Source organism: Variovorax sp. 05N34, assembly GCF_056397405.1.
This window is the reverse complement of sequence record NZ_JBFTNI010000001.1, coordinates 622,031-638,113: the sequence shown is the minus strand read 5'-3', so window position 1 is coordinate 638,113 and position 16,083 is coordinate 622,031. Positions and strand designations below refer to the sequence as shown.

The window sequence follows — 16,083 nt, the reverse complement described above, 5'->3', positions numbered from 1 at the left end:
GCGCCCGCGGGCGTCGCAAACGCGCACTTGGGCACCTCCGAGCCACCCGTCCGCACCGGACCGGCGCCCTCAACCTCCGCTCGAAGAGAGGACGTCTGTGACGCGTGCTTCCGACCAGGTCGACGACGACTTGCTGCTCAAGGTCTCGCCACCTCGGGTGCCGCGTGATCTTGTTTCGCGTGCGCGCTTTTTGTCGACCGCACCCGGAATCCGGGACTTTCCCGCGGTGGTCGTGCAAGCCCCAGCCGGATTCGGAAAGACTTCCCTGTTGGCGCAGTGGCGGCTCGAACACTTGTCCCGCGGCGCCACCGTCGCATGGCTTTTCGCGCAGCCGCAGGACGAACCTCAACGCCTGGCGCAAAGCCTCGCGCTCGCAGTGCGGCGCGGTTCCGGGCGTTCGACATTCGGGCACACATTGCTCGAAGCCGTGGGTCCGGGTGGTCTCGAGGGAATCACCGTCTGGCTCGCGGAGCTGGCGCAGGCGGCCCTCGATGTCGTGCTGTTCGTCGACGAGGCGGAGCGCCTGCCGATGGCTTCGCGCGAAGCCCTTGTCTACCTCATGCGCAACGCGCCGCCGAACCTGCGCGTGATCGTTGCTGCGCGCCCCGATTGCCAACTGGACATAGACGACCTCGTCGCCTACGGGCAGTGCGCCTTGGTCGAACCCGCATCGCTGCGCTTTCGGCTCGACGAAACCATGGAACTCGTGCGCAGCCGTCTCGGTGCGCGCGTCGACAACGACACGGCGGCACGCCTGCACGAAGTCACTGAAGGATGGCCACTCGGCGTTCAGGTTGCGCTGACGATCATCTCGCGCGGCGTCGATGCGCACGCCGACGTTGCCGGCATGGCGATGCTCGACGGCAGGCTTCACGATCATTTCGTGAAGCTGCTGCTGGCCAATCTCGACCCCGGCGACAGCGATTTCCTCGTTCGCATTTCCATCCTCGATCACCTGCATCCGGACCTGTGTCGCTCGGTGAGCGGATACGAAGACGCCGTCGAACGATTGGCGCGCCTGAGCCGGGACACGCCTGTCTTCGCTGAATCAGAGGGCGGCGAGTGGCTGCGCATGCATACGCTCGCGCGCGACGTACTGCGCAAGCTCTTCTCGGCGCTCGATGCGACGCAACAGGCTTCAGTGCATGCAAGCGCGGCCGAATGGCTCGCCGAGCACGGGCTGCTCGAATACGCGGCGCGGCACGCATTGACGGCGGGCGAGCACCAGAAGGCCTATGGGCTTGCCGAACGCAGCCTCTACGAATCGATCATGAGACACGGCAGGCAGGGCGCCGTGCTCGAATGGCTTGCGCAGCTTCCGGCCGACGAACTGGACCGGCGGCCCCGGCTCTTGCTTGCCGCGGCCTGGACTTTGGGCGTCAGCGAGCGGCATCAGGAGGCCGAGCAGCTTGTGGCGCGCATCCTGGCGCAGCCCGAGGTCGGCACGGATCTTCGCTATGAGTGCGCGCTGATTCTCGGTGGCGCGTCGGTGTTCGCGGACGATCCCGATCGATTCGCCGAACTGCACGGCCCCTGGTCCGACGCACCGCCCATCAACGATCCGGTGCTGCTGCAGGTTCATGCCAACCGCACCGCCTATCGGGCGCTCCTGTCCGGCGAACCGGCCCTGGCGCGCCTGCGTGAGCAACAGGCGCCGCGTGGCGACTTCGGCGGCGTCGGCTACACCGTGCGTTGGGGCGAATTCATCGTCGGGCTCAGCTACATCTGGGAGGGGCAGGTGCTGCTTGCCGAAAGTCTCCTGCGCCCCGCAGTCGCGCGTGCAGAAGCCGAACTGGGCCGTCGCAACCGGTTCAGCTGCATGCTCGCCGCGCTGCTTGCCACGGCGGCCTGGGAGTGCGATCGGCCGGGCGAATCCGCGGCATTGCTGGCAGACCGGCTCGACGTGCTCGAGCACAGCGGCGTGCCTGAATCGCTGCTGCTGGCCTATCGGACCATGGCGCGTAGCGCAGCGGCTGAAGGCGCAGAACATCGCGCGCTGGAACTGCTCGGTGCCATGGATGCGGCGGGGCGGGCCCGCAATCTGCCGCGCTTGCGCATTGCCAGCCTGTGCGAGCAGGTGCGAATGCACGCCAGGCGATATCGCGCCGTGACTTGCCGCCAGCTTTGCGGGGAGATCGATGCGCTGCTGGAAGACCCGGCAATGCCGAAGGGGCCGCTTTGGCGGGAGAGCGTCGAGATCCTGCGTGAGCTCGCGCAGTGCTACACCGCGATTGCGGCAAAGGACTGGCGCGGTGCGATGGCGCCATTGTCCCGGGCCGGCGAACTGGCGCGCACGATCAAGCAGGGGCGCCTGCGCATCGAGGTTCTCGGGCTGCACGCCTTTGCCCTGTACCAGTGCGGAGAGGATTCGCAGAAGCAGCTGCGCGAAGCCATGGATCTTGCGGAAACCTTCGGGCTGCGCCGTGTGTTTGCGGATGCGCATCCGGACTTGGGCGAATGGGTCCGAAATGTCTCCGCTGGAGACTCCGCCCGATCGAGCCGCCACGGCGCTGCGCCCGAGCCTGCCGCGGCGCCGGGCTTGCGCTCGAGCCAGCCGGAGCTGCAACGGCCGTCCGCGCCTTACGGCATGGTGCTCACGCCCAAGGAGCGCGAGGTGCTGGAGCTGCTCGCCCATAACCTGTCGAACAAGGAAATCGGGCGGGCCATGCAGGTGGGGGAAACCACTATCAAATGGCACGTCAAGAACCTTTTCGCCAAGCTTGACGCCGGCACGCGCAAGCAGGTCGTTCTCCGCGCCCGGATCCTCGGGCTGATCAAGTCGTCCGACTGACAAGCGGTTACGCCGCTACAGGGGCCTGAAGGGGAGGGCCCCTGCTGCAAGGAGGGGGCGCCGCAAGGGCCATCTCCCTATTCTCATGGCCTACGGAGCCGCCTGTTCGCGGACCGTTCCTACCGACAAGAGTCAGGAGACAACAGGCCCATGAACCCGACGAATACACCCGAACTCAAGACCTCCATCGAGGTCGAACCGCTGACCTGCAGTATCGGCGCCGAACTGCGCAACGTAGACCTGGGCGCCGCCTCGCGCGACGCCGGGCTGGTTGCCGAAATCCGCGCTCTCCTGCTCAAGCACAAAGTACTTTTCTTTCGGGACCAGAACATCACGCGCGCCGAGCACGTGGCCTTCGCCCGGCACTTCGGCGAACTCGAGCCCCACCCGGTGCTCGGCAGCGATCCGGAGAACCCGGGACTGGTGCGAATCTACAAGTCGCCCGAACAGCCGAACGACCGCTACGAGAACTCCTGGCATTGCGACGCCACGTGGCGCGAGAAGCCACCGCTCGGCGCCGTTCTGCGCTGCGTGGAATGCCCGCCGGTGGGTGGCGACACGACGTGGGCCAACATGGCGCTCGCCTACGAGCGGCTGCCGCAGCATGTGAAGGATCGGATCGCGCCCTTGCGCGCCCGCCACAGCATCGAAGCCAGCTTCGGCGCCGCGATGCCAATCGAGAAGCGCCTCGCGCTGCACGCGCAGTTCCCGGATGCCGAGCACCCGGTGGTGCGCACGCATCCTGAGACGGGCGAGAAGGTCCTGTTCGTCAATGCATACACGACGCACTTCACCAATTTCCACAATGTCGACAACGTGCGCTACGGCCAGGACTACGCGCCGGGCGCGAGCCAACTGCTGCAGTACCTGATCAGCCAGGCAGCTATCCCTGAATACCAGGTGCGCTTCCGCTGGAAGCCCAACAGCGTGGCCATGTGGGACAACCGCTGCACACAGCACTACGCCGTGATGGATTACCCGCCCTGCCACCGGAAGATGGAACGCGCGGGAATCATCGGTGAAGCGACTTTCTAGACAGCAGTTCTTCGCTCTTCTTTCGTCCTTCGTCCCAATTACCTTTTGCACGAGCCTCCAACATGAACTATCTCGACGGTTCCCTTTACCCCGAAAACCAGCAGCCCCTGATCATCACGGCAGCGCCCTACGCGCCGTCGTGGGTGCCCTCCGACTTCCCCGAGGACATCGCTGTCACGATGGAAGACCAGATCCAGAAGGCAGTGGACTGCTACAACGCCGGCGCCACCGTGCTGCACCTGCATGTTCGTGAACTCGACGGCAAGGGCAGCAAGCGCCTGTCGAAGTTCAATGAACTGATCGCTGGCGTCCGCAATGCCGTGCCCGAGATGATCATCCAGGTGGGCGGCTCCATCAGCTTCGCACCGGAAAACGAAGGCGCGGCGGCCAAGTGGCTGAGCGACGACACGCGCCACATGCTGGCCGATCTCGATCCCAAGCCCGATCAGGTCACCGTGACCATCAACACGTCGCAGATGAACGTCGTCGAGCACTGGGAATACGAGGACTACAAGGGCACTTCGATGGAAGACCCGGCAGTCTTCAACGCCTACAAGGAAATGACAGTGCCTTCCCAGCCCGGCTGGGCCGAGGAGCACATCCGCCGCCTGAACGCAGCCGGCATCCAGAGCGCTTTCCAGTGCTACAACATCAACAGCTTCGAGTCGGTCGAGCGCCTGATGCGCCGCGGCATCTACAAGGGCCCGCTGGTCATGAACTGGGTGGCGATCGGCGGCGGCATGGACGTGCCGAGCATCTACAACCTGGCCAATTTCGTGCGCGCCACACCTGATGGCGCTGTGCTGACGGTCGAAAGCTCGATGCGCAACGTGCTGCCGGTCAACATGATGGGCATCGCCATGGGCCTGCACGTGCGCACCGGCACCGAAGACAACCTGTGGAACCAGTCCCGCACCAAAAAGGCAAGCACGGTCGAGCAGATCGAGCAGTTGGTGCGGATCTCACGCGAATTCGGCCGCCCCATTGCGACCGCCCAACAAGCGCGTGAGATCAGCAAGATCGGCGTCTTCTACGACACGGTCGAAGAGTCGTTGCTGGCCAACGGCTTCGCTCCCAACCGCAACGGCGCCCACCAGGGCTTCCTGCGCAAGGCGGCCTGAGTGATGATTGCGCGGCCTGCCACTGTCCTGATCGTCCCCGGCTTGCGCGACCATGTGGCCGCGCACTGGCAGACGCTGCTCGCGGAGCGCCTGGCGCGCGTGCGCGTGGTGCCGCCGATGGGCCGCGAGGATCTGGACTGCGCAGCCCGCGTCCATGCCATCGAGCGTGAAGCGCAGGCGATCGAAGGGCCGCTGTTGATCGTCGCGCACAGCGGCGGCGTCGTGATGCTGGCGCATTGGGCGTTGCAGACAAGGCGCCCCGTTCTCGGTGCGCTGCTTGCCGCGCCGCCCGACTTCGAGCGGCCCATGCCCGACGGCTATCCCACAGTGGCACAACTGAATGCGAGCGGCTGGCTGCCCGTGCCGCGTCAGCGTCTTCCGTTTCCGAGCATCGTTGCCGCCAGCCGCAACGATCCGCTCGCCGAGTACGAGAGAGTTGCCGACCTCGCGCGCGACTGGGGCAGCCGCCTCGTCGACCTCGGTGAAGTCGGCCACCTCAATCCGGCCTCCGGCTTCGGCCACTGGCCCGAGGCCGAGCAGTTCATCGATGAACTCGCCGACGACGACAAAGACAACGACAACGCGGCTGGCTGAGCGCCCGCCATTCCTGAATCAAGATCCAAGGAGACAACATGGCACTCGCCATTCGCCTGCACGACACCGGTGGTCCGGAAGTGCTCAAGCTCGAAAACGTCGAAGTCGGCGAGCCCGGCCAAGGCCAGGTTCGCGTACGCCACACCTTTGTGGCCGTGAACTTCATCGACATCTACTTTCGCACCGGACGCTATCCCGTGCCGAAGCCCAGTGGACTGGGTTCCGATGCAGTGGGCGTCGTCGAAGCCATCGGCCCGGGCGTGACGGAGTTCAAGGTGGGCGACCGCGTCGGTTACCTGATCGGCCCCCAAGGCGCGTATTCGGACGTTCGCGTCATGCCTGCCGACGTGCTGATTCCGCTGCCCGATGGCGTCTCGGATCGCACTGCAGCCACCTTGATGATGAAGGGCATGACGGTGCAGTACCTGTTCCGCCAAGTCTTTCCGCTGCACGGCGGCGAGACGATCCTCTATCACGCGGCTGCCGGTGGCGTGGGCTCGATCGCCTGCCAGTGGGCGAAGGCGATGGGCGTCACGATGATCGGCACCGTCAGCTCGGACGAGAAGGCGGAGATCGCCAAGGCGAACGGCTGCGCCCACGTCATCGTGACCTCGCGCGAGAACATCGCCGAGCGCGTGCGCGAGATCACGGACGGAAAGGGCGTGCCGGTGGTGTACGACTCGGTCGGCAAGGACACGCTCGAAGCTTCGCTCGACAGCCTGCGCCCGCGCGGTGTGCTGGTGAGCAACGGCACGACGTCCGGGCCAGTTGTCATCGACACGATGACTCTGGCCGTCAAGGGGTCCATCTGGATCACGCGGCCGGCGATGATGCACTACATCATGCCGCGCGCGCACATGCTCTCGATGGCGGACGAGCTGTTCGGGCACGTGCTGTCCGGCGGTATCGTGAGCGAGCCGAAGCAGACCTTCGCGCTGGCGGACGCGGCGGACGCGCACTCTGCGCTGGAGTCCCGCCAGACCGTCGGCGCCACCGTTCTTGTGCCCTGATGGGGGATGCAATGAATATCGCTGCAACACAAGCAATGCCGGGCAGGGACGGATACCTGTTCACCCGCGGGCAGGCCTGGTTCGCCTTTGCCATGACAGTCGCCCTGATGATGTTCGACTACATCGATCGACAGGTCATCGTGTCGCTCTTCCCGTACCTGAAGAGCGAATGGAGCCTCTCCGACAAGCAACTCGGCGGACTTGTCTCGGCGGTGTCGGTCACGGTTGCGCTCGCCGGCATTCCGGTCGCTTTGTTCGCCGACCGCGCCAGCCGCGTCAAGAGCGTGGTTGTCATGGCCACCATCTGGAGCCTGGCATCCATCTCCTGCATGTTCACCCGCAGCTACGGCACCTTGCTCGCGGCACGTGCAACGGTCGGCCTGGGCGAAGCGGGCTACGGCTCCGTCGGCGCCGCGTTGATCGCCAGCCACTTTCCGTCGCGCCTTCGCGGTGCGGTCCTCGCCGGCTTCTTCGCTTCGGCCTCTGTGGGTTCGGTGCTGGGCGTGATGCTGGGTGGCGTCATTGCCGCCCATTTCGGGTGGAAGGCTGCATTCGGTGCTGTCGGCATTCCTGGGCTGATCCTTGCGCTGCTGTACCTGAAGGTGCGCGACTACCCGACGGTCAAGCTCACTCCGCGGCTCGACCAGGCGACCAGCTCGGCGCGCCATACGGCCAGTGCCATCGTGCATGCGCTCGTTCGCTCGCGCACCATGCTCTGGCTGTGCATCGCCGCTCCACTGCAACTGATTGCGGTCTCGGCGATCTGGTCATGGCTGCCGAGCTTCCTGAACCGGGTTCATGGCATGGCGCCGGAACAGGCCGCCATCAAGGCTTCGCTGGTCGTTCTCTGCGGCGCATTGGGCAGCGTGGTGTGGGGCGCCGTGGTCGACTACTCGGGGCGTCGTCGCCCGAAGTTCAAGCTGTACTCGACGGCGCTGCTGTGCGTCGCTTCCATGGTCGTGCTGATGTTGGCCTTCGGCGCTTCGAGCATCGGCCTTCAGCTCACTGCCAGTGCGCAGTTCGGCGTGCTTGCCTTTGGGGGCTTTCTGATGACCTGCACCGTCGGCCCTGTGGCTGCCGCAGTGATCGAAGTGATCCATCCTGGCATTCGCGCAACCGGCGCTTCGGTGCTCTCGCTTTTCCAGAACCTGTTCGGCCTCGCCCTGGGGCCGCTCATTGCAGGCTTCCTGTCAGATGCGTGGTCGCTGGAGCGGGCGCTGATGGTCGTGCCGCTCTTCAGCCTGCTGGCTGCCGCAGCGCTCCTGATTGCAGCGCGCACCTACGAGAGCGATCTGCAGCGTGCGGGAGAGGCAGCCGAGCACGAGGCGCGAGCCGACTCCGTCGCCCCCGGGCGCCAGGCAATGGCTTGAGCGGACCGCTCCATCCAATGAATTCGACGAATTGAAAGAGAAGACATCCATGAACGGATTGATGATGGAGCAGCCGCTGCTGATTTCCACGCTCCTGACCCACGCGGAACGCCATCATGGCGAGCAGGAGATCGTGTCGCGGCGCGTGGAGGGCGATGTTCACCGCTACACGTATCGCGATCTGGCCGAGCGCTCACGGCGTCTTGCCGGTGCTTTGGCCGCGCGCGGCGTTGCGTTCGGCAACCGCATCGGCACACTGGCGTGGAACGGCTACCGCCACATGGAGCTTTACTACGCAGTCTCGGGTTCGGGTGCCGTGCTGCACACACTGAACCCGCGCCTGCATCCCGATCAGGTGACGTGGATCGCAGACCACGCCGAAGACCAGATCCTGTTCTTCGACCTGACCTTTCTGCCGCTGGTGGAGGCGATCGCGTCCAATGTATCGACGATCAAGGCTTTCGTCGCGATGACCGACCGGGCGCACATGCCTGCATCGTCCAAGGTGCCGAATCTGCTGTGCTACGAAGAGCTGGTCGAGGCGCATTCGCCTGAATTCGATTGGCCTGTGTTCGACGAAAAGTCTGCTTCGTCGCTGTGCTACACGTCAGGCACGACCGGCAATCCAAAGGGCGCGCTCTACAGCCACCGCTCGACCCTGCTGCACACCTATGCGGCCGCTTTACCGGATGCGCTGAACTGCTCCGCCAACGACGTCATCCTGCCGGTCGTCCCGATGTTCCACGTCAACGCGTGGGGTCTGCCGTACGCCGCTTGCATGGTCGGCGCGAAGCTGGTGTTTCCGGGCCCATGGCTCGACGGGAAATCGCTGCACAACCTCTTTGAAAGCGAAGGCGTCACTGTCTCCGCTGGCGTGCCCACCGTCTGGCAAGGCCTGTTGACGCACGTCGAAGGCAACGGACTCGAATTCAGCACCATGCGCCGCACCATCATCGGCGGCTCGGCGTGCCCGCCCGCGATGATGCGCACCTTCCAGGAACGCTACGACGTCAAGGTCTTGCACGCCTGGGGCATGACCGAGATGAGCCCGGTGGGTACCGTCTGCACGCTCAAGCCACGCCAACAGGGTCTCGATGCCGAGGCGCGTCTCGCCATCCAGGCCAAGCAGGGGAGGCCGGTGTTCGGCGTCGACATGAAGATCGTCGGCGAAGACGGTGCCGAGCTGCCGCACGACGGCGTCACCGCCGGCGAGCTGATGGTGCGTGGTCCGTGGATCATCTCCGACTACTTCAAGGGCGAGGGCGATGCTCCTCTGGTCGACGGCTGGTTCCCCACGGGCGATGTCTCCACGATCGACGCCGAGGGCTTCATGCAGATCACCGACCGCAGCAAGGACGTGATCAAGTCCGGCGGCGAGTGGATCGGCTCGATCGACCTCGAAAACATCGCGATGGCACACCCTTCAGTGGCGCTCGCGGCTTGCATTGCGGCCCGTCACTCCAAATGGGACGAGCGCCCGCTGCTCGTGGTGACGCGCAAGCCGGGTGAGTCCGTCACGCGCGATGAACTTCTCTCCTTCTATGACGGGCGAATCGCCAAATGGTGGACGCCGGACGACGTGGTCTTCGTCGACAGCATTCCGCTGGGGCCGACTGGCAAGGTGCAGAAGAACAAGCTGCGCGACGTTTTCCAGAACCACCTGCTCGCACAAGCCTGACAACCCAATGATCACGACCTTCGCGGCCTTGCCGACTCGCGGCCGCACGCTCTTTCCTGGCGTACTTGCCAGCCTGGTTGTGGCGATCGCCGCGACTTCGCTTTCGCAGCACTATGGCGCGCCCGTCATGCTGTTCGCGCTGATTCTCGGCATGGCGATGAACTTCCTCTCGAGCGACGGCGCCTGCGCGGCCGGCATCGGGTTCACTGCGCGCGAAGTGCTGCGCTGCGGGGTCGCGCTGCTGGGGTTTCGCATCACCATGGGCCAGGTCGCAGCGCTAGGTTGGCATCCGGTGCTGCTGGTGGTCATCTGCGTCGTGGTCACCATTTCCGTTTCGATGATTGCCGCGAAGTTGCTCGGATTCCAGAGCCTGTTCGGCTTGCTCACCGGTGGCGCAACCGCCATCTGCGGCGCTTCGGCTGCGCTGGCGCTCGCAGCCGCGCTGCCTGCCCATCCGGGCAAGGAACGCGCAACGCTGTTCACGGTGATAGGTGTATCGGCGCTTTCGACACTGGCGATGGTCGTCTACCCCCTCCTGGCGCATCTGCTGGGACTCGACCCGCGCGCGGCCGGGATTTTCCTCGGCGGCACCATCCATGACGTGGCGCAAGTCGTCGGGGCAGGCTACAGCATGTCGCGCGAGACCGGCGACGTGGCCACCCTCGTCAAGCTCCTGCGGGTGGCCATGCTGCTGCCGGTGATCGCTTTTGCCGTGATGTGTACACGCGCTGGCGGCAAAAGCGCCGGCGGACCCCGGCCGCCGTTGCTGCCCTGGTTCGCGGTGGCGTTTGCGGTGCTGCTCGCGATCAACAGCACCGGATGGGTTCCGGCCGGCCTGACCAAGCTGGGCACCGACCTTTCGCAATGGTGTCTGGTGACATCGATGGCTGCGATCGGCATGAAGACGCAATTGCGCGAGCTGGCGACGGTGGGCCTCAAACCGGTGGCGCTGATGGTCGGTGAGACTGTGTTTCTCATCGGACTCGTCCTTGCGATGATGCACTGGTTGTCCTGAACGGCGCTTTGCGATGAACTGACAATCGTCAATACGTGCATCTGCGGCGGAATCATAATTTTTTGCTGGGCTCGTAACCAGAAGGCAGAAAGGAACGTCCATGATGATGAAGCTCCACGCGTTGCCGGCTTCATGTTCAGTTGCTTCCGCCGGCCTCATGGTCTCGGGTCTGGACTGAGGCTCGACGGAACGGCCGATCACAGAATGCCACCCCTTCGCATCAGACCAGGACGGGCGGCGCTGCTGACGGCGATGTTCGTCCTGGCCTTTGCGCGCGCGGCGCTGGCGCAGCAAGACCCTGCGATCCCCGCTTTCAAGACGGTCGATTCGATGGAAGCGCGGGTCCAAGGCTGCGTCACCTGTCACGGCCAGAGCGGACAAGGCACCAGCAACCCGTACTTTCCGCGCATCGCGGGCAAGCCTGCGGCCTATCTCTACAACCAACTGGTCGCCTTCCGTGACGGCAAGCGGGTCTATCCGCCGATGAACTACCTGGTGGCTTATCTGCCGGACGCCTATCTGCGGGAGATCGCCGAGCACTTCGCCAAGCAGCGTCCCGCGTTTGAAGCCAATCTGCCGCCTACGGGGCCGGATTCGGTGATCAAGCGCGGCGCGACGATCGCCGTCGCGGGCGATGCGAGCAAGCAGATACCGCCCTGCATTTCATGCCACGGCCCCGGACTCACCGGGATGGAGCCGGGCATCCCGGGGCTGGTGGGATTGCGTTCGTCCTACATCGTTGCGCAGCTCACGCGGTGGCGCACGGGCAACCGGCAGGCCGCGCAGCCCGATTGCATGAAGCGCATCGCCGACCGGATGTCCGAAGCGGATGTGTACGCGGTGGCGACCTGGCTGTCGAGCCAGGACCCGCCGCACGATCCTTCTCCCGCGTCCTCCAACCTCCAGCGCATGCCCTTGTCATGCGGCAGCCAGATGTAGGCGTCATGCGCAGAGGAACACGCAACCTCCTTCTCGCCGGACTTGTGGTCGTCGCGGTGCTCGTCGCCGGCTTCTTCTACTTCATGCCCGGATACCTTCCGGAGGAGCCGGGGAAGGTCGAAGTGAGCGCGACGACGCAGACGATCAACAAGGGCGAATATCTGGCACGCGCCGGAGATTGCATCGCCTGCCACACCGCACCCGGGGGCAAGGAATTCGCGGGCGGACGCGCGATGGCGACCCCCTTTGGCAGTCTCTATGTTCCCAATGTGACTCCCGACGACGAGACCGGCATCGGCCGTTGGACCTCCGAGGACTTCTACCGGATGATGCATCAGGGTGTCTCGCGAGACGGTTCGCTGATGTACCCGGTGATGCCTTTTGCGTCGTACAGCAAGGTCACGCGCGAGGACTCGGACGCCATCTACGCCTACATGATGTCCGTGCCGCCGGTCAGCCAGAAGAATCGGCCCCATGAATTGAAGTTCCCGTTCAATCAGCGCGACCTGCTGATCGGCTGGCGAGCGCTCTACTTCAAGCAGGGCGAATACGCGCCCGACAAGAGCAAGTCGGCGCAGTGGAATCGAGGCGCCTATCTGGTCGAAGGCCTCGGGCATTGCGCCATGTGCCACACGGCAATCAACAAGCTTGGCGGCTCGAAGACATCGCAGGAGTTCGAAGGCGGGATGATCCCGAATCAGAACTGGTATGCGCCGTCCCTCACTTCCAACCGCGAGGCGGGACTCGGCAACTGGAACCTGAAGGAAATCGGCGATCTGCTGCAGGCCGGCATTTCGGATCGCGCCACTGTCTACGGGCCCATGGCAGAGGTGGTCTACAACAGCCTCCAATACCTCTCCGACGCGGATGTCGAGGCGATGGCGGTCTATTTGAAGGAGCTTCCACAGCGGGACTCCGAACCACCGCCGCCGAGCAGTGCGCGGCTGGTCAGTCCGAACGTGATGGAGCTCGGACGCAAGATCTATGCGACGCAATGCGTCATGTGCCACGGCGAGGAAGGCAAGGGACATCCGCCGCAGTTTCCGCCGCTCGCCGGCAATCAGTCGATCACGATGAGCTCCCCGGTCAACTCGATCCGCATGGTGCTGAACGGCGGCTATGCGCCCGGCACGAAGCGCAACCCGAAGCCCCACGGTATGCCGCCTTTCTCGCACATCCTCAATGACGACGAGGTGGCGGCGGTCGTCACCTATGTCCGCGTCGCCTGGGAGAACAGCGGAACGCCGGTGACCGCCGCCAGCGTGAGCGAATTGCGAACGCTCGTTCCCGAATAGCAGCAAGGAAGGTCCGCGCCATGGCCACCGCAACTCCCGACGATCTTCCAACTGCCGTCGAAGCCGCCGAGTTGGCGCGAGAGCAGGCGCGAGAAGAAGCGCGCATCGACGAGATCGTCTCTCTCGGACCAGCGGGCACGTTCGCCGTCGTCGGAGTCGCCACCTTCATCGTCGTCGCGATCGTGTTCCTCTTCTACTTCCTGGTCTTCGTGCCGCGAGGAGTGATCCAGTGACATCGACAAACGCCGGCGTGTCGCACGCATCCGAAGCCGTCGCGGCAGGGGCGGAAAGGCGCTGGGCGATCGTCGTGATGATCATCATCGCGCTGCTGCTCGCAATGATGATCATCACCGGACTGCATTGGGCGTCGATGCCGCCGTCGCGGGTGGAGACGATCGATCCGCGCACGCTGCACGTCTCGGGCGAGTTCGTCGAAAACAACCTGGGCACCACGGTCGATGCAAATGGCAAGGTCGTGGTCAGGCTCGTCGCACAGCAGTATTCGTTCGAGCCTCAGTGCCTGGTCGTTCCGGCCGGTGTGCCGGTCACGTTTCGCGCGACCAGCGCCGATGCCGTCCACGGCTTCGTCGTCGACAAGACGAACGCCAATGTGATGCTGATTCCGGGGTTTATCGCCACCTTCACCGCGACTTTCGAGAAGACTGGCGACCGCCTGATGCCCTGCCATGAGTATTGCGGCACGGGCCACGAGGCGATGTGGGGCCGCGTGCAGGTGCTGCCCGCCGATGAATTCCTCGCCAATGCCAAAGGCGGAGAGAGGATGAGCTGTGTTCCTCGCTAGAAAACTCGTCCTCGCGCACTTCTGGGTGGCCTTCATCGCATTCGGCGCGGCCATCGTGTTGGGCGAATGGCAGATGTTCGTGCGCAGCCCGCTCAGTGCGTGGGTGGGCGACCCGGAACATTACTACCGCTCCGTGACGGCGCACGGCACGGTGATGGGCTATGTCCTCCCGACCCTGGTGGCAATGGGCTTCGGCTATGCGATCAGCGAACTCGCGCTGAAGCAGCCGCTGATTGGCCTGCGCTGGGCATGGGCCGGCTTCTGGCTCGTGGTCGTCGGCACGGTGATGGCTGCCACGCCGGTCGCGCTGGGCCTTGCATCGGTGCTCTACACCTTCTATCCGCCCATGATCGCCAGCCCGTTCTACTACCTTGGCATCGTGCTGGTGGTGGTCGGCTCGTGGATCTGGGTGGCGCTCATGTCGATCAACCTGAGCGCATGGAAGAAAAAGAATGCCGGCGCGGCGGTGCCGCTGGCGATGTTCGGCAACGTCGCCGGTGCCTATCTGTGGGCGTGGACATCGGTGGGTGCCGCCCTCGAGATCCTGCTTTTGATCTTGCCGGCTTCATTGGGCCTGACGGACACCATCAATGCCGGCCTGGCACGCGTCTTCTTCTCATGGACGCTGCACGCGATCGTGTACTTCTGGCTGATGCCGGCCTACATCGCGTTCTACACGATCGTGCCTCGCGCCATTGGCGGGCGTCTCTACAGCGACACGATGGGGCGTGTCGCCTTCGTGCTCTTCCTTGTGTTCTCGATGCCCATCGGCATTCATCACCTCTTCGCCGATCCGCAGGTGGGCGCAGGGTTCAAGTTCGTGCATGCAGCTTTCACGGCGATGGTGGCCGTGCCCACCTTTCTCACTGTTTTCACCATCGTCGCGTCCGTGGAGATCGCGGCGCGCTTGCGCGGGGGGAGGGGGGCTTTCGGATGGGTGAAGGCCTTGCCATGGGGCAATCCGATGATGCTGGCCGTCGCCTTCTCCTTCGTCATGCTGGGCCTCGGCGGGGCGGGCGGGCTCATCAACATGAGCTTTCAGCTCAACGAGGCGGTCCACAACACGCAGTGGGTGACGGGGCACTTTCACCTGATCTTTGCGGGCGCGATCGTCATCATGTACTTCGTGGTCGCCTATGACCTGTGGCCGCAGCTCACCGGCTGCAAGCCGCTGCCCGCCGGCCTCATGCGGACTCAACTCTGGCTCTGGTTCGTCGGGATGATCGTGATGACCTTGCCCTGGCATTGGGTCGGATTGCTCGGACAGCCGCGGCGCATGGCGTACTTCGACTTCTCGAACCCCGCGCTCAGCAATCAGGGCTGGACGCTTGTGGCGGGGACTCTCGGAGGCCTGCTGCTGGTGGTGTCCGCGCTGCTTTTCATCTTCATCCTGGCGCGCGCGGGCAAGAGCGAAGCGGCGCCCGCGCCCTACAGGTTCAGCACGCCGATCCATATGCCTGCGACCATCCCGGTCGCGTTGAACGGCTTTGCGCTCTGGGTCGTATTGATGATCGCTCTCACGGTCGTGAACTACGGTTTTCCCATTGCGCAGTTGGCCTCGCTCGAGAATGCCTCTGTGCCTGTCATTCCCATCGGAGGGCGGTGATGCAGCAAGCCAGCCTGTTCGCATGGAGCAACCGATGGTTTCGATGGAGCCTGGTCGGCATCATCGCGCTCACCGCGGCGACGCTGCTGGTCGGGTTCGTCTGGCTGCCGTCCAGACATGGCGACTTCACTGCCAAGAGCCTCTGGGACAGCATCTGCCGAGCGGCGGGCGTACCCAGCGAATGGACGACCGCTGGTGAATGGCCAAAGCCGGGCACGGGCACCACCCGCGTCGTATTGACGAACGCGATGGGCCGCTCCGGCGCTGGCGACGCGACTGGCCGCGGCGCGACGATCGCGATCCAGCAATGCAGCATGTGCCATGGCGCGCAGGGCATGAGCGATGGCGGCTCGCCCAATCTCGCCGGACAGTATCCTGAAGTCATCATCAAGCAACTTCATGACTACAAGCGCGGCGACCGGAGCAGCGCGTTCATGCAGACCATTGCCAACCGGCTGTCGGAACGTGACATCCAAGACGTCGCCGCCTACTACGATTCGCTTCCGAAGGCGCGCGCCGCCCTCGTGCGGCCTGACGAACCCGATGCGCCCGCGCTGGTGCGCGTCGGAGACCCACTGCGAAACATCGTGCCCTGTGTCGCGTGTCATGGCGGCATCGACCACAAGCTGGGAGCACCGTGGCTGGAAGGCATGCCCAAGGAGTACCTCCTGAAAGAGCTCAAGGCTTTCGCGGCGGGCGATCGCCGCAACGACAGCTTCGGGCAGATGCGCAACATGGTGCGGCCATTGACAGAGAAAGAACTCGAAAGCGTTGCGGACTTCTATGCACGGCGCGAACCCGTGCGCGAAGCCCGCTGAAGAGCCCGT

General features: G+C 64.6%; 14 protein-coding genes. All 14 read left to right on the top strand.

The window, feature by feature from the left end:
• The first annotated feature begins 97 nt into the window (after positions 1 to 97).
• The 14 genes from AC1DMA_RS03125 (at position 98) to AC1DMA_RS03060 (ending at position 16,074) form a co-directional block, all read left to right on the top strand.
• Complete coding sequence (locus AC1DMA_RS03125) at positions 98 to 2,791, top strand: helix-turn-helix transcriptional regulator (RefSeq protein WP_478143183.1); 2,694 nt, start codon at positions 98 to 100, stop codon at positions 2,789 to 2,791.
• A gap of 186 nt (positions 2,792 to 2,977) precedes the next feature.
• Positions 2,978 to 3,826, top strand: a complete 849-nt coding sequence (locus AC1DMA_RS03120; RefSeq protein WP_478143348.1) for a TauD/TfdA dioxygenase family protein — start codon at positions 2,978 to 2,980, stop codon at positions 3,824 to 3,826.
• 62 nt (positions 3,827 to 3,888) lie between these two features.
• Positions 3,889 to 4,947 (top strand): beta-keto acid cleavage family enzyme, encoded by a 1,059-nt coding sequence (locus AC1DMA_RS03115; RefSeq protein ID WP_478143182.1) that lies wholly within the window; start codon positions 3,889 to 3,891, stop codon positions 4,945 to 4,947.
• Positions 4,948 to 4,950: 3 nt separating this feature from the next.
• Entirely contained in the window at positions 4,951 to 5,541 is a 591-nt protein-coding gene (locus AC1DMA_RS03110; RefSeq protein WP_478143181.1) for an RBBP9/YdeN family alpha/beta hydrolase, read from the top strand.
• A 38-nt stretch (positions 5,542 to 5,579) separates the two neighbouring features.
• The gene (locus AC1DMA_RS03105; protein WP_478126524.1) at positions 5,580 to 6,551 is read left to right on the top strand and encodes a quinone oxidoreductase family protein; all 972 of its coding nucleotides are present in this window, start codon (positions 5,580 to 5,582) and stop codon (positions 6,549 to 6,551) included.
• An 11-nt stretch (positions 6,552 to 6,562) separates the two neighbouring features.
• A complete protein-coding gene (locus AC1DMA_RS03100; protein ID WP_478143180.1) occupies positions 6,563 to 7,921 on the top strand; it encodes an MFS transporter in 1,359 nt (452 codons plus the stop codon).
• A 49-nt stretch (positions 7,922 to 7,970) separates the two neighbouring features.
• Positions 7,971 to 9,599 carry a 3-(methylthio)propionyl-CoA ligase gene (locus AC1DMA_RS03095; protein WP_478143179.1) on the top strand — a complete coding sequence of 543 codons (1,629 nt, stop codon included), beginning with the start codon at positions 7,971 to 7,973 and terminating at the stop codon, positions 9,597 to 9,599.
• A 7-nt stretch (positions 9,600 to 9,606) separates the two neighbouring features.
• Positions 9,607 to 10,614, top strand: coding sequence for a YeiH family protein (locus tag AC1DMA_RS03090; protein ID WP_478143178.1), 1,008 nt, complete (start codon positions 9,607 to 9,609; stop codon positions 10,612 to 10,614).
• A gap of 252 nt (positions 10,615 to 10,866) precedes the next feature.
• A complete protein-coding gene (locus tag AC1DMA_RS03085) occupies positions 10,867 to 11,553 on the top strand; it encodes a c-type cytochrome (RefSeq protein ID WP_478126749.1) in 687 nt (228 codons plus the stop codon).
• An 83-nt stretch (positions 11,554 to 11,636) separates the two neighbouring features.
• Positions 11,637 to 12,848 (top strand): c-type cytochrome, encoded by a 1,212-nt coding sequence (locus AC1DMA_RS03080; RefSeq protein WP_478126748.1) that lies wholly within the window; start codon positions 11,637 to 11,639, stop codon positions 12,846 to 12,848.
• Between the two features lie 20 nt (positions 12,849 to 12,868).
• Positions 12,869 to 13,081 carry a hypothetical protein gene (locus AC1DMA_RS03075; protein ID WP_478126520.1) on the top strand — a complete coding sequence of 71 codons (213 nt, stop codon included), beginning with the start codon at positions 12,869 to 12,871 and terminating at the stop codon, positions 13,079 to 13,081.
• Positions 13,078 to 13,650, top strand: a complete 573-nt coding sequence (locus AC1DMA_RS03070) for a cupredoxin domain-containing protein (RefSeq protein WP_478143177.1) — start codon at positions 13,078 to 13,080, stop codon at positions 13,648 to 13,650. Before AC1DMA_RS03075 ends, AC1DMA_RS03070 begins: the two co-directional genes overlap by 4 nt.
• Entirely contained in the window at positions 13,637 to 15,256 is a 1,620-nt protein-coding gene (locus AC1DMA_RS03065; RefSeq protein ID WP_478143176.1) for a cbb3-type cytochrome c oxidase subunit I, read from the top strand. Before AC1DMA_RS03070 ends, AC1DMA_RS03065 begins: the two co-directional genes overlap by 14 nt.
• On the top strand, positions 15,256 to 16,074 hold the full coding sequence (locus tag AC1DMA_RS03060; protein WP_478143175.1) for a c-type cytochrome: 819 nt from the start codon (positions 15,256 to 15,258) through the stop codon (positions 16,072 to 16,074). The genes AC1DMA_RS03065 and AC1DMA_RS03060 overlap by 1 nt, the downstream gene beginning before the upstream one ends.
• Positions 16,075 to 16,083: the final 9 nt, after the last annotated feature.